We start from the raw sequence: 12,571 nt of genomic DNA, 5'->3' as shown, positions 1-12,571 counted from the left end.
TGCGGATGGTGGTTTGCGCACTCGCACCGACGTGCATGGGGCCCGATAGCGCCAAGATCCCTGTGAATGGTCCTACTTACCAAGAAACTTGTTTTTGGGTCTCTCGCAGCGACTGCCGCAATAATTATTGCGGTAGTCAATGCGATATCCGTCCGTAGTGGCGCCATCGCCCTGCTGACATTGGCGGCGAGCATGGCGCTTGCCACTCTGCTATTCCTCGTCTTTCAGCATCTCAAGCTCATGCACGAGCGCCTCTTGACGCAGGAAAACGAACTGGATCGCCGGGAAGAAGCTTTCAAGCGCCACTAGCGCGGACCGGTTGATGGTCAATGGTGATGGCTGCTGAAAACCGGGCGGTTACGCGGCGATCGATGGGTTTCGCGCGATTGCATGCATGCGCATTTCGCGGTTCGCGCCGATCGCGTGCGCGGGAGGCTTTGACAGGGATGCTGGGGGTGGCGGCGGAGAGCTGCGCCGCAAGAGCATCCTGGTCCGATTGGACTTGAGACCGTCACCAGGCTGATCTCAAGGGGGGCGCCACACTGAGAAGTGCCAGCCCGGCTCTGGTCCCATGCGCTGAATGGGAGCCGCTGCCCGTTCCATGGCCGCCCCCCGCATAGAAAGGCATCCCCCCATGTCACTCCATGCTCAGCTCGTCCAGCGCGCCACCCGGAAGCGGCCGATCCGCGTCGGGCTCATCGGTGCCGGCAAGTTCGGCTCCATGTATCTCGCGCAGGTGCCGCGCACGCCGGGGGTGCACCTGGTGGCCATCGCCGACCTGTCGCCGGACGCGGCGCGCCGCAACCTGGCACGGGTCGGATGGGAGGCCCAGCGCACCGACGCCGCGTCGATCGACGAGGCGCTGCGCACCGGCGCCACCCACGTCGGCGAGGACTGGGAGGCGCTGGTGAGCCACCCGGACATCGACGTGGTGGTGGAGTGCACCGGCCATCCGATCGCGGCGGTCGATCATTGCCTGCGCGCCTTCGAGCACCACAAGCACGTGGTCAACGTGACCGTCGAGGCGGACGCCTTCTGCGGCCCGCTGCTCGCGCGCAAGGCAACCCTGGCCGGGGTGGTGTATTCGCTGGCCTTCGGCGACCAGCCCGCGCTGATCTGCGACCTCGTGGACTGGGCCCGCACCTGCGGCTTTCCGGTGGTGGCCGCCGGGCGCGGACACAAGTGGCTGCCGCACTTCTGCGAATCGACGCCCGAGACGGTCTGGGGCTACTACGGCCTCACGCCCGAGCAGGCGCAGCGCGGCGGCCTGAACCCGAAGATGTTCAACAGCTTCCTGGACGGCTCCAAGCCCTCCATCGAGAGCACGGCGGTCGCGAATGCGACCGGCCTGGCGGTGCCCAGCGGCGGCCTGGCCTATCCCTCGGGCTCGATCGCGGACATCCCGTCGCTCACGCGTCCGCGCAGCGAAGGGGGCGTGCTCGAGAGGAAGGGCATGGTGGAGGTGATCTCCTCCCTGGATGCGCAGGGCCGACCGATCGACTACGACATCCGCATGGGCGTCTGGGTCACCGTGGAAGGGGAGACCGAGTACATCCGGAACTGCTTCGAGGAGTACAACGCGCACACCGATCCATCCGGCCGCTATTTCACGCTCTACAAGCGCTGGCACCTGATCGGATTGGAGGTGGGCCAGTCGGTCGCCTCGGTCGCACTGCGCGGCGAGCCCACCGGCGTGGCCACCTGCTGGAACGCGGACGTGGTGGCCACGGCCAAGCGCGACCTCCAGCCCGGCGAACTGCTGGACGGGGAGGGCGGCTACACCGTGTGGGGCAAGCTCACGCCAGCCACGGCGTCCCTGCGCGACGGCGGGCTGCCGCTGGGCCTGGCCCACGACGTGAAGCTCGTGCGCCCCGTCAAGAAAGGGTGCTCGCTCACCTGGGACGACGTGGCCGTGGACAGCACCACCCGGGCGTACGCGATCCGCCGCGAGCTCGAGGCGCTCGGCCCGGACTGGACGACGCAGGCCGCTTGAGCCCGGCTCGGGCAAGCAACTCGCCGAGCGCTGGACTGCCGGCGGCGGACGCTCGGCGCGTCGATGGCGGGCGGGGGCCATAGTGGCGCGCAGGCCGCAGGCACCGGGTTGAGCGAAGCGGGCGCCGATATGAGTAGCAAACCACCCGGTCGTGGTCGAACGCCAGCCGTTCGGTGTTCCGAACTCGGATTTGTTGCCCGCGTGCCCCTGTCTAGAGGCGCTCGTCACCGAAATCGTTCGCTGACCCGCTGACCCGCTGACCCATTAAAGAGTCCGTGGGCTGAGTCCCGGACCGCCTCAGTACCGCGGCCGCCTCCAACGAAAAAACCCGACGCGACTTTGAAGTCGCGCCGGGCCTAAGCGCCTGCTCGGATCGCATTGCCCGCGCGAAAGGGTGCAGCCTGAGGCGCGGGCCGCCGGAGCTTACTTGCCGCCGCGAACCTTGCTGATTTCGACGTGAAAGGCCTTGACCACGTCCTCGCCGATTTCGCGGGTGAACTTGTCGGTGACGGGCTTGACCTTCTCGCGCATGCGGGCGCGCTCGGCGTCCGATACTTCGGTGATGGTCACGCCCTTCTGGCGAACCTTGGCGATGGCGCTTTGCTCCATTTCCCGCGACACGCGGCGCTGCTCGATGCTGGCCTCGCGAGCGGCGGCCAGCAGGATCTCGCGTTCGGCGGCCGAGTAGGAGTCCCAGGCCTTGCGGCTGATCATGACCATCAGCGGGTTATAGACGTGGCGGGTGGTGGAGAGGTGCTTCTGCACCTCGTCGAACTTGTTGGTCTCGAATGCCACGATCGGGTTGTCCTGGCCGTCCACTGCCCGGGTCTCCATGGCGGTGAAGAGTTCCGTGAACGCGAGCGGTACCGCGTTGGATCCGAGCGCGTTGAAGGTCTCGATCATCAGCGGCGCCTGCAGCGCGCGCAGCTTGAGTCCGCCGAGGTCTTCCGCCTTGGCGATCGGCCGCTTGCTGTTGGAGATGTTGCGAAAGCCATGGTCCCAGTAGGCCAAGCCCACCAGTCCCTTAGGGGCCTGGTCGAGGAAGCGCTTGCCCACCGGGCCGTCCAGCACCGCGTCGGCTTCCTGGAAGCTGTTGAATAGGAAGGGCAGGTCGAAGGCGCCGTATTCCTTGGACAGTCCAACCAGCAGCCCTGGGGGCATGGTGGTCATTTCGATGGTGCCTCCCTGCAGGGCCGAAACGGTCTGCAGGTCACCGCCCAGGGTGCCGTTGGGATACCCGCGGACCTTGATCTTGTTGCCGCTTTTCTTGGCCACCAGCTCGGCGAACTTCTCCACGCCGTACCCCATGTGGCTTTCCTTGGGCTGGACGTACGAGAACTTGATGGTGCGCGGCTGGATGTCCGCCGCGTGGCTCGCGGTTGCGGCCAGCAGCAGCGGGGCGGCCAGCGCGAGGAACAGGTTTCTGATGGGGCGAATCACGGAAGGTCTCCAATAGTTTGGTTGAAGGTCAGGGGAAAATTCGAATCCGTCAGCGGGCAAACCACTGGGCGGGGACGGTGACGAGCTGCGGGAACAGCACCAGCAGGAACAGGACGACGAACTCGGCGACGAGGAAGGGCCAGACGCCCCTGACCACCTCGCCCATGCGCAGTTTCGCGACGCCGGCCACGACGTTGAGCACCGTGCCCACCGGGGGCGTGATGAGGCCGATGGCGCAGTTCATGATGAAGAGCACGCCGAAGTAGATCGGGTCGATGCCGGCAGCCTTGACTACCGGCAGCAGGACCGGTGTGAGGATCAGGATGGTGGGCGTCATGTCCATTGCGGTGCCCACCAGGATCACCAGTGCCATGATCATCATCAGCAGCAGGACCTTGTTGTCCATCCACGGCTCCAGAAGGTCGACCACGAGGCTGGGCAGGTCGGCCACAGTGATCATCCACGCCGACACCATGGCGGCCGCGATCAGCAGCATCACGACGGCCGAGGTCTTGGCCGTGGCGACCAGGATGCCGTACAGGTCGCGCAGCTGCAGCTCGCGGTAGATGACCATCGCCACGAACAGCGAATACACCACCGCGACCACGGCCGCTTCAGTCGGCGTAAAGACACCGAACTTCAGGCCGGCGATGATCAGCACAGGCAGCAGCAGGGCCCAGAATCCCTGGGCCAGGGCCTGCATGCGTTCCCTGCCGGTCTGGCGCGGTGCCGTGGCGATATCTTCCTTGCGCACCACCAGCCACCAGGCGACGGCCAGCGAAGCTGCCATCAGCAGGCCCGGGACGATGCCCGCCAGGAACAGCTTGGTGATCGACAAGCCGCCGGCCACGCCGAAGATGATGAAGCCGATCGAGGGCGGGATCACCGGGGCGATGCAGCCGGCGGCGGCCACCAGGCCGGCCGAGCGGCTGCGGTCGTGCCCCATGCGCGTCATCATCGGCACCAGGAGGGCGGACAGTGCGGCAGCATCGGCCACCGCCGACCCGGACAGCGCCGCCAGCACGCAGCCGGCCAGGATGGCCACGAAGCCCAAGCCACCCTTGACATGGCCTACCAGGCCGATCGCCACGTTCACAATCCGGCGGGACAGGCCGCCCGCGTTCATGAGCTCGCCTGCCAGCAGGAAGAAGGGAACGGCCATCAGCGGGAAGCTGTCGGCGCCGTTGATCAGGGTCTGTGCGACGATCTGCGCATCGAACATGTCCATGTGGAGCATGAGCGCGATGCCGCACAGAATGAGGGCGAAGGCGATCGGAACGCCCAGCGCCATGGTGCCGAGCAGGGATCCGAGGAAGATGGTCAGGGTCATGGCGCGCTCCTACGCCGCTTCGGCGGTGGTACGCCCTTGCGCGTGCTTCGCGGCATTAGCCACGCCGGGCACCGCACCTGTGGCACCGGCCAGCGGCCCGGCCTCGCCCACAGGTTCGTGCACTTCAACTTTCCCGGTGAGCGCGCGATACAGGTCATGCAGGATCAGCAGGCCCACCGACACGCTGAAGATCACGCCCACCCCGTAGACCGTTGCCATGGAAATGCCGGTCACTGGCATTTTCACGTCCAGATTGATCACCGACTGCGCCCAGCTCCCCTGCAGGAACAGCCCGGTAGCGAACAGCATGAGGACATTGCCGGTCACTGCGCAGGCCCGGCGGCCCAGGGGAGGCAAGCGGCGCACCACGGTGTCCACGCCTAGGTGCAGGTGCTCGCGCATCGCGACGATCGCCCCGAGGAAGGTGAGATAGACGAAGAACAGCCGGGCCACTTCTTCGGAGACCGTAATCCCGGAATTGAACGCATAGCGCAGGACAACATTGCCGAACACGAGCACGACCATGCCTGCCAGGCACACCGCCATCAATAGCTTTAACAGGCGGAAATACGCCTCGACTGCTTTCGTCACGAAGGTCTCCTGACTCGTGGAGCGGCGTCCAAGCCCTCGCCGCCGGTGTGCGGCGCGATTCCACGGGAATTGATTGCTGGAAAGAATGGCGCCGCGTGCTTGCGCGGCCCCCGTGCGTGTCACTCAAACATGTCGGGCTGGGACTTGGTCAGGTGGTCGTAGATCGCTTGAAAATGCAGCCAGCCGATGTATTCGCTGCCCACGTGCTCGCGGCTATAGCGCGAACGCTCGGGCGAGACCAGGATCGGCTTGGCGCCGGTCGCCTCCACCATCAACTGCTGGCGGCAGCAGCGCTCCAGGGCAATGAACCAGAAGGCGGCGGCCTCGATGCTGTGGCGGCTGGCGGTGAGCAAACCGTGGTTCTGGTGGATCGCGGCCTTGACGCCCTTGAAGTAATCCGCGACCGACAGGCCCGCCTTCTCCTCGACGGCGACCTGGCCGGCTTCCTTCAGGATCACCACGTGGTCTTCGAAGAAAGCCGCGGCGTCCTGCGAGATCGGCTCCAGCGGCCGGCCCAGCGCAGCGAAGGCGGTGCCGTACACCGTGTGGGCATGGCACATGGCGACGATGTCCGGGTGGGCCTCATGCACCGCGGCGTGCAGCACGAAGCCGGCCCGGTTGATGGCGTAGGCGCCTTCCACGACGCGGCCGGTGTGGTCGGCCAGGATCAGGTTCGACAGCTTGACCTGGGCGAAGTGCACGGCCATGGGGTTGGTCCAGTACAGCTCGGGGTATTCCGGGTCGCGCACGGTCAGGTGCCCGGCGAAGCCGTAGTCGAAGCCTTCCAGCGCGAAGGCGCGGCAGGCCGCCACCAGGCGCTGCTTGCGGTGCAGGCGCTCCTCGGCGAAGCAGGAGAACTCCGGCTCGAGCGGGAAAATCAGGCCTTCCTGCTTGGGCTGGTAGATCGACACCGAGCGGCGCACGGGCGCCGGAGCGGCGGGGGACGAGGGTTGGCGGTCGAGGATGGCGGCCATCACAGTGCTCCAGTTTTTGTAGGTCGAAATCGAGGTGAATCGCGTAGACCTGCACGATAGGCAAGCGCCGCCCGCGCATCCAGCGGCCTGCCGCGATAAGACTTATGGCGGCAGGCAATAAATGGATGGATGCAGGCGGGGGCGGGCGTCAGCGCCTCAAGCCGCCGTCCAGGGCGGCGTCTCGAAGGTCTCGGCGAAGTGGTCCACGAAGGCGCGTATGCGCGGCACCAGCTTGCGCTCGGGCAGGAACAGGGCGTGGATGGCCGTGTCGTCCTGCGCCTGGTAGTCGGTCAGCAGCGGCACCAGCCGGCCCTCGCGGATGGCCGGCGTGGCCAGGTGCTCGGCCAGCCGCATGATGCCCACGCCGGCCAGGCACAGCTGGTAGAGGGTGGGCCCGTCGCTGCTGCGGAAGTTGCCGCGTACCGAGATCTCCTCGCGCTCGCCCTGCATCACGAAGGGCCAGCGGTTGAGCCGCTCCATGGGCGACTGCCACATCAGGCAGTTGTGCCGGTCCAGCCCGCGCGGCGTCACGGGCGCGCCGTGGCGCGCGACGTAGGCCGGCGCGGCCACCACCACCCGCTGCAGCTTGCACAGGCGCCGGCTCGTCAGGGACGAGTCGTGCAGCCTGCCCATGCGGATGGCGACGTCGAAGTTCTCCTCCAGCAGGTTCACCAGCGCGTCCGACAGCGACAGGTGCAGGTTGATGCGCGGGTATTTTTCGAGGAAGGCGGGCAGCTGCGGCACCACCTGGTCCATGCCGAAAGCCAGCGGCGCGCTCACCCGCAGGTCGCCGGCCGGCTCGTCCGAGCGCACCTGGTCCTCGGCCTGCTCCACCTCCTCCAGGAGGCGGCGGCAGGAGGCCAGGTACACCGTGCCTTCACCGGTCAGGCGCTGCTTGCGGGTGGAGCGGTGCAGCAGCTGCACGCCCAGGCGCCGCTCCAGGTTGTGGATGGACTGGCTCACGAAGGGCTGGCTCACCCCCAAGAGGCTCGCCGCGGAGGTGAAGCCCCCGGTCTCGCACACCGCCTTGAACACGCGCATCTCCAGCAGGCGGTCATCACGCACGAGGGCCTACCTCCGCCGGCCTGCGCGTGGCAGCCGGCCATGAACAAGGGCATTCCAGCATGGGCGGAACTGTAGCGGCAGCTACTGCGTGGCAGGCCTGAGCGCTCAGTGAGGGGCGTAAGGCGGCGCAGGAGGCTTGGCTTCCAGATGTTTTGGACAAATTCAAAGGTTTGTCTATCATTGACGGCATGGACAAAGTCACTGCGTCTGAAGCCAAGCAGAAGCTGGGCGAGTATCTTGAGCGCGCCGCGTCGGCTCCGCTGGCCATCGAGCGTCACGGCAAAGTCGTGGCGGGACTGGTTCCGCCGGAGTGGTTGTCGCGTGCAGAACTTCTCGACGAACGCAGGCAGGCGCGCCAGGCACAACAGCGTATCGAGCAAGAACGCCTGCTGGCGCATCACCGGATCGCGATGGAGCTGCTCGTCGACAAGCGGCGGCGGCAGGAGCTGCTCGATACGGCCAGACGGGAAGTGCGCCGCTGGTCGCAGCAAGGCCTGTGCAGCCAGGACTACATCGATCGGTGGAGCGAATGGCTGTCGCTTCCTGCGGCCGAACTGGCCAAGCAGATGTGCTCGGACGCGAACGGGTGGGGAAACGCAATGAGGCAGAACTCGCCGTTCGGCGTCGCCGTCGATGAACGTTGATTCGCTTTTCAACCTTTTGACAGAGGCGCACCGGCTTTGCGGCCACACGCGCTACGTCATCATCGGCAGTCTTTCCGTGCTCGGCATGTCGGAGGTCACGGCGATTCCCCGCGACATGACCATGTCGATCGACGCTGACTGCTACACGCAGCTCGACCCTGGTCGCGTGCACGACCTGCAGCCCGCCCTCGGCGAGGGCAGCCCATTCCACAAGGCCCACGGCATCTATCTGGATCCCGTCAGTCCCAAGCTCCCGACGCTGCCTGACCGGTGGGAAACCAGGCTGATCGAAATGGAGAGAAGGAAGGTTGTCGCACTCTTCCTGGAACCCCACGACGCGGCCGTTTCCAAGCTGGCGCGAGGCGAAGAGCGGGATGTCCGATGGGTGTTCGCAGGGGCCAAGGCGAACATCCTTTCCCTGCCCACGGTTGCAATCAGGATGAGGGCCACACGCTTTCTCGACGATGTCGAGAAAGGCGTGGCTGATGCTCTCTTGAAGAAGGTCCGCAATGAGCTGGCTCGGGCTTCGGCCTGAGACGCCGACCACGGGACACGCGCCGTAGCGCGCAGAGGGTGAGTTCCTACACGCCAGGCATGGGCGGCCCCGTAGCGTGCACGGCTGCATCGAAGCTCACCCCCCATGCCCAAATCGCCCCCTCCCTCCAAACCCAGCAACAACAAGGCCGCGGCCAAGTCCGCGGCTCGCAACACCGACAGCGGACCCAGCCGCATCGGCACCGCTGGAGACGATCCCAACAGCCGCAAGATGGCCGAGGTGCAGGACCTGTCCGCCTCGATGCCCTTCAACGCCACCAAGGCTGCCGAGCACGGGTTCACGAGCGGTGTGGCGCCCGTGCAGGGTGCCAGCAGCCAGCCGGCATCGCGCCTTGCCACCGGCAGCACGCTCTCCGAATCCAATGAGTTGGCCAAGACTGGAACCGTCGCGCCGGAAGGCGTCAATGCCACGGTGGCTCCGCTGGACCGCGTGCGCGTGGATTCGGCCGGGCAGGTCCTCACGACCAACCAGGGCGTGCGCATCGCGGACAACCAGAACTCGCTCAAGTACGGGGTGCGCGGGCCGGCGCTGCTGGAAGACTTCATCCTGCGCGAGAAGCTCACGCACTTCGACCACGAACGCATTCCCGAGCGCATCGTCCACGCGCGCGGCTCGGCGGCGCACGGTTATTTCGAGTGCTACGAGCCCTTGAGCGACCTCACCATGGCCGCCCCCTTCCAGTCCAAGGGCAAGGTGACGCCGGTGTTCGTGCGCTTTTCCACCGTGGCGGGCGAGCGCGGCTCCAAGGACACGGCGCGTGACGTGCGCGGCTTCGCGGTGAAGTTCTATACCGACGCCGGCAACTGGGACCTCGTGGGCAACAACATGCCCGTGTTCTTCATCCAGGACGCGATGAAGTTCCCCGACCTGGTCCACGCCGTCAAGCCGGAGCCGCACCACCAGATGCCGCAGGCGGCCAGCGCGCACGACACCTTCTGGGACTTCGTCTCGCTCATGCCCGAGTCGACGCACATGCTGATGTGGTTGATGAGTGATCGCGCCCTGCCGCGCAGCTTCGCGACCATGCAGGGCTTCGGCGTGCACACCTACCGCCTGGTGAACGCGCAGGGCGAATCGGTGTTCGTGAAGTTCCACTGGAACCCGGTGGCCGGCACGCATTCGCTGGTCTGGGACGAGGCCGTGAAGATCTCCGGCGCAGACCCCGACTTCCATCGCCGCGACCTGTGGGAGCGGATCGAGGCCGGCGCCTACCCGGAGTACGAGCTGGCCCTGCAGGTGTTCACCGAGGAACAGGCCGAGCAGTTCAGCTTCGACATCCTGGACGCCACCAAGATCGTTCCCGAGGAACTGGTGCCCCTGCGTCCGGTCGGGCGCATGGTGTTGAACCGCAACCCCGACAACTTCTTCGCCGAAACCGAGCAGGTCGCCTTCTGCACCGCGCATGTGGTGCCGGGCATCGACTTCTCCAACGACCCGCTGCTGGCCGGTCGCATCCACTCCTACGTGGACACGCAGATCAGCCGCCTGGGCGGACCCAACTTCCACGAGATCCCGATCAACTCGCCGATCGCGCCGGTGCACAACAACCAGCGCGACGGCATGCACCGCCAGGCCATCCACCGTGGCCGCGTCGCCTACGAGCCGAACTCCCTGGGCGGAGGCTGTCCCTTCCAGGCCGGCGCGGCGCAGCAGGGCTTCGTGTCGGTGCCCGCCCGCATCCGCGCCGACGAGGAGCAGGGCAAGGTCCGGGCCAAGCCGGAGAAATTCGCGGACCACTACACCCAGGCGCGCCTGTTCTTCGACAGCCAGACGCCGGTGGAGAAGGACCACATCGCCAACGGCTTTCGCTTCGAGCTGTCCAAGGTGACGGTGCCTGCCATCCGCGAGCGCACGGTCTCGATGCTGCGCAATGTCTCGGATGAACTGGCCCGCAAGGTCGCCATGGGCCTGGGGATCGATCCGCTGCCCGAGGCGATGCCGCCGGTGCTCGCCAACCCGGCCGAGCCGGAGGTCACGCGCTCGCCGGCGCTGTCGCTGCTGGCACGGCCCGGCGACGGCTCGCTCATGGGCCGCAAGATCGCCTTGCTCGTGGCACCCGGCGTGGAAGGTGAGTCACTGACGTCCATCCAGGCCGCGCTGGTCGGGCAAGGCGCGGTGGCCCGTCTGGTGGGACCGCACATCGGCCGCATGCGGACGGCCGGCGGCGACATGATCGATGCCGATGCGTCGATGGAGAACGAACCCGGTTTCCTCTTTGACGCGCTCGTGCTTCCCGATGGCGAGGAGGCCGTCGCCGCGCTGGCCCAGGATGGCCACACCGGCGAGTTCATCCGGGACCAGTTCCGCCACTGCAAGACCATCCTGGCCCTGGGCGCCTCCAGCCGCCTGCTCGCGGCCGCCGGGCTTCCGGCCAGCATGGACAAGAGCTTCGAGCAGGGCAGGACGGGCATCTTCATCTTCGACGCGGCCCGCGTGGAGGACGCGGCCAAGGCCTTCATCGAGGGCGTGTCCCGGCACCGGCACTTCGGCCGCGAGATGGACCCGCCGATGGTCTGAACGCATGCTGACCATCGACACACGGAGTGATCCCATGAACGATCCCAAGGACGCCTGCCTGTTGCTCGACGCCGACCACCTGGCCGTCAAGCACCTGTTCGTCGAGTACGCGCGGCTTGCCACGCGGCTGGACGCGGACAGCGCCGCCGAGCGCCAGACGCTGGCCATGGCGATCTGCGACGAACTGAGCGTGCATGCCCGCATCGAGGAGGAGATCTTCTACCCCGCGCTGCGCAAGGCACGGCCTGACGCGGCCGCCCTGGTGGACGAAGGCAAGGAGGAGCACGGCCAGGCCAAGGCGCTGATCGCCCGGATCCGCGCGCTCGGCGCGGCCGACGGCACCATGGATGCCCTGGTGGCGCAGCTCGCTGAGCTCGTGGAGCACCACGTCAAGGAAGAACGCGACGCCTTGTTTCCCAAGGCCCGGACCTCGCTGGACCTGAAGGCCATCGGCGAGCAATTGCGTGATCGGCAGCAGGAGCTGCGCGCGGGCGCGACCGCGTGAGCGCAGCGTCGGAGACGGGACCGGCCGCCATGTCGTCATCAGCGGACCGTATCCCCGCGCCGTCTCCGTGGGCGCGGCGCTTCGAGGAGCGGGTCGTGGTCGTCACCGGCGCCGGCTCGGGCATCGGCGAAGGCATCGCGCGCTGGTTCTCGGCCGAGGGTGCGAACGTCGTCCTGGCGGGGCGCCACCGGGACAAGCTGGACCGCGTGGCCCAGGACCTGCCCGCCGAGCGCACCCTGGTCCAGGTGGGCGACGTGAAGGCCTATCCGCAGGTCGAAGCCCTGGTCAAAGCCGCCGTCGACCGCTTCGGGCGCCTCGATGTGCTCGTGAACAACGCGGGGATCGCGCCCGAGGGCACGGTGACGCAGGCCAGCCTCGCGGACTGGGAGGCGACCATGGCCACCAATGCCGGTGGCGTGTTCCACGGCTGCCGGGCCGCGATGCCTCATCTGCTGCGCACGCGCGGCTGCATCGTGAACATCGCCTCGGTCTCGGGGCTGGGCGGCGACTGGGGGCTGTCGTTCTACAACGCGTCCAAGGGCGCCATCATCAACTTCACCCGGGCCCTCGCGCTGGACCATGGCCGCGACGGCGTGCGCGTGAATGCGGTGTGCCCCAGCTTCACGCTCACGCCGATGACCGAGGACATGCAGGACGATCCGGCGATGCTGGCCAGGTTCGCCGAACGCATGCCGCTGGGCCGCCCGGCCACGCCCGCGGACGTGGCCGCGGTGGTGGCCTTCCTCGCCAGCGCGGACGCCGCCATGGTGACGGGGGTGGCGTTGCCGGTCGACGGCGGCGTGACGGCATCGAACGGGCAGCCGAACATGGGCTGAAGGGCCTGCCGCGCTTGAGTCCCAGCGGCCCTGCAGCGAGAATTGCGTCGTTCTCGTTCTCGTTCTCGTCTTCGCGCCCGCCCGGCCCCTGCCGGCGCGACGGCTGCGAACCCCCGCCAA

12 protein-coding genes are annotated in these 12,571 nt (G+C 67.2%); 7 read left to right on the top strand and 5 right to left on the bottom strand.

What is annotated here, in order from left to right:
- The first annotated feature begins 66 nt into the window (after window positions 1–66).
- Both EZ242_RS14365 and EZ242_RS14360 read left to right on the top strand, forming a co-directional pair.
- Window positions 67–309: a hypothetical protein gene (locus tag EZ242_RS14365; RefSeq protein ID WP_135285851.1), complete on the top strand. Its 243-nt coding sequence runs from the start codon at window positions 67–69 to the stop codon at window positions 307–309.
- 325 nt (window positions 310–634) lie between these two features.
- Window positions 635–1,993, top strand: a complete 1,359-nt coding sequence (locus EZ242_RS14360; protein WP_135285850.1) for an NAD(P)H-dependent oxidoreductase — start codon at window positions 635–637, stop codon at window positions 1,991–1,993.
- 423 nt (window positions 1,994–2,416) lie between these two features.
- Here the strand turns inward: EZ242_RS14360 and EZ242_RS14355 are convergent, their stop codons facing one another.
- The 5 genes from EZ242_RS14355 to EZ242_RS14335 form a co-directional block, all read right to left on the bottom strand.
- A complete protein-coding gene (locus EZ242_RS14355) occupies window positions 2,417–3,433 on the bottom strand; it encodes a TRAP transporter substrate-binding protein (protein ID WP_135285849.1) in 1,017 nt (338 codons plus the stop codon).
- A 49-nt stretch (window positions 3,434–3,482) separates the two neighbouring features.
- On the bottom strand, window positions 3,483–4,763 hold the full coding sequence (locus EZ242_RS14350) for a TRAP transporter large permease subunit (protein ID WP_135285848.1): 1,281 nt from the start codon (window positions 4,761–4,763) through the stop codon (window positions 3,483–3,485).
- Window positions 4,764–4,772: 9 nt separating this feature from the next.
- Window positions 4,773–5,354: a TRAP transporter small permease gene (locus EZ242_RS14345; protein ID WP_135285847.1), complete on the bottom strand. Its 582-nt coding sequence runs from the start codon at window positions 5,352–5,354 to the stop codon at window positions 4,773–4,775.
- Window positions 5,355–5,473: 119 nt separating this feature from the next.
- Window positions 5,474–6,328, bottom strand: coding sequence for a class II aldolase/adducin family protein (locus EZ242_RS14340; RefSeq protein ID WP_135285846.1), 855 nt, complete (start codon window positions 6,326–6,328; stop codon window positions 5,474–5,476).
- Between the two features lie 156 nt (window positions 6,329–6,484).
- Window positions 6,485–7,393, bottom strand: coding sequence for a LysR family transcriptional regulator (locus EZ242_RS14335; RefSeq protein ID WP_135285845.1), 909 nt, complete (start codon window positions 7,391–7,393; stop codon window positions 6,485–6,487).
- Window positions 7,394–7,581: 188 nt separating this feature from the next.
- Here EZ242_RS14335 and EZ242_RS14330 point away from each other — a divergent pair, with 188 nt between their 5' ends.
- From EZ242_RS14330 to budC, 5 genes are all read left to right on the top strand, one after another.
- Window positions 7,582–8,037 carry a type II toxin-antitoxin system Phd/YefM family antitoxin gene (locus EZ242_RS14330; RefSeq protein ID WP_135285844.1) on the top strand — a complete coding sequence of 152 codons (456 nt, stop codon included), beginning with the start codon at window positions 7,582–7,584 and terminating at the stop codon, window positions 8,035–8,037.
- Window positions 8,027–8,572, top strand: a complete 546-nt coding sequence (locus EZ242_RS14325) for a DUF6036 family nucleotidyltransferase (protein WP_135285843.1) — start codon at window positions 8,027–8,029, stop codon at window positions 8,570–8,572. The genes EZ242_RS14330 and EZ242_RS14325 overlap by 11 nt, the downstream gene beginning before the upstream one ends.
- A gap of 105 nt (window positions 8,573–8,677) precedes the next feature.
- Window positions 8,678–11,110, top strand: coding sequence for a catalase (locus EZ242_RS14320; RefSeq protein ID WP_135285842.1), 2,433 nt, complete (start codon window positions 8,678–8,680; stop codon window positions 11,108–11,110).
- Window positions 11,111–11,144: 34 nt separating this feature from the next.
- Window positions 11,145–11,615, top strand: a complete 471-nt coding sequence (locus EZ242_RS14315; RefSeq protein WP_135285841.1) for a hemerythrin domain-containing protein — start codon at window positions 11,145–11,147, stop codon at window positions 11,613–11,615.
- A gap of 29 nt (window positions 11,616–11,644) precedes the next feature.
- Window positions 11,645–12,451 carry a meso-2,3-butanediol dehydrogenase gene (budC, locus tag EZ242_RS14310; RefSeq protein WP_135285840.1) on the top strand — a complete coding sequence of 269 codons (807 nt, stop codon included), beginning with the start codon at window positions 11,645–11,647 and terminating at the stop codon, window positions 12,449–12,451.
- The last annotated feature ends 120 nt before the right edge of the window (window positions 12,452–12,571 follow it).

The organism is Ramlibacter rhizophilus (assembly GCF_004681965.1).
GTDB lineage: Bacteria > Pseudomonadota > Gammaproteobacteria > Burkholderiales > Burkholderiaceae_C > Ramlibacter > Ramlibacter rhizophilus.
The sequence above is the reverse complement of the archived record's forward strand: the minus strand, read 5'-3'. Positions and strand labels throughout refer to the sequence as shown.

Coding starts and splice junctions, on each gene's coding strand:
- EZ242_RS14365 (WP_135285851.1), top strand. CDS start 67: ATGGTCCTACTTACCAAGAAACTTGTTTTTGGGTCTCTCGCAGCGACT.
- EZ242_RS14360 (WP_135285850.1), top strand. CDS start 635: ATGTCACTCCATGCTCAGCTCGTCCAGCGCGCCACCCGGAAGCGGCCG.
- EZ242_RS14350 (WP_135285848.1), bottom strand. CDS start 4,763: ATGACCCTGACCATCTTCCTCGGATCCCTGCTCGGCACCATGGCGCTG.
- EZ242_RS14340 (WP_135285846.1), bottom strand. CDS start 6,328: ATGGCCGCCATCCTCGACCGCCAACCCTCGTCCCCCGCCGCTCCGGCG.
- EZ242_RS14330 (WP_135285844.1), top strand. CDS start 7,582: ATGGACAAAGTCACTGCGTCTGAAGCCAAGCAGAAGCTGGGCGAGTAT.
- EZ242_RS14325 (WP_135285843.1), top strand. CDS start 8,027: ATGAACGTTGATTCGCTTTTCAACCTTTTGACAGAGGCGCACCGGCTT.
- EZ242_RS14320 (WP_135285842.1), top strand. CDS start 8,678: ATGCCCAAATCGCCCCCTCCCTCCAAACCCAGCAACAACAAGGCCGCG.
- EZ242_RS14315 (WP_135285841.1), top strand. CDS start 11,145: ATGAACGATCCCAAGGACGCCTGCCTGTTGCTCGACGCCGACCACCTG.
- budC (WP_135285840.1), top strand. CDS start 11,645: ATGTCGTCATCAGCGGACCGTATCCCCGCGCCGTCTCCGTGGGCGCGG.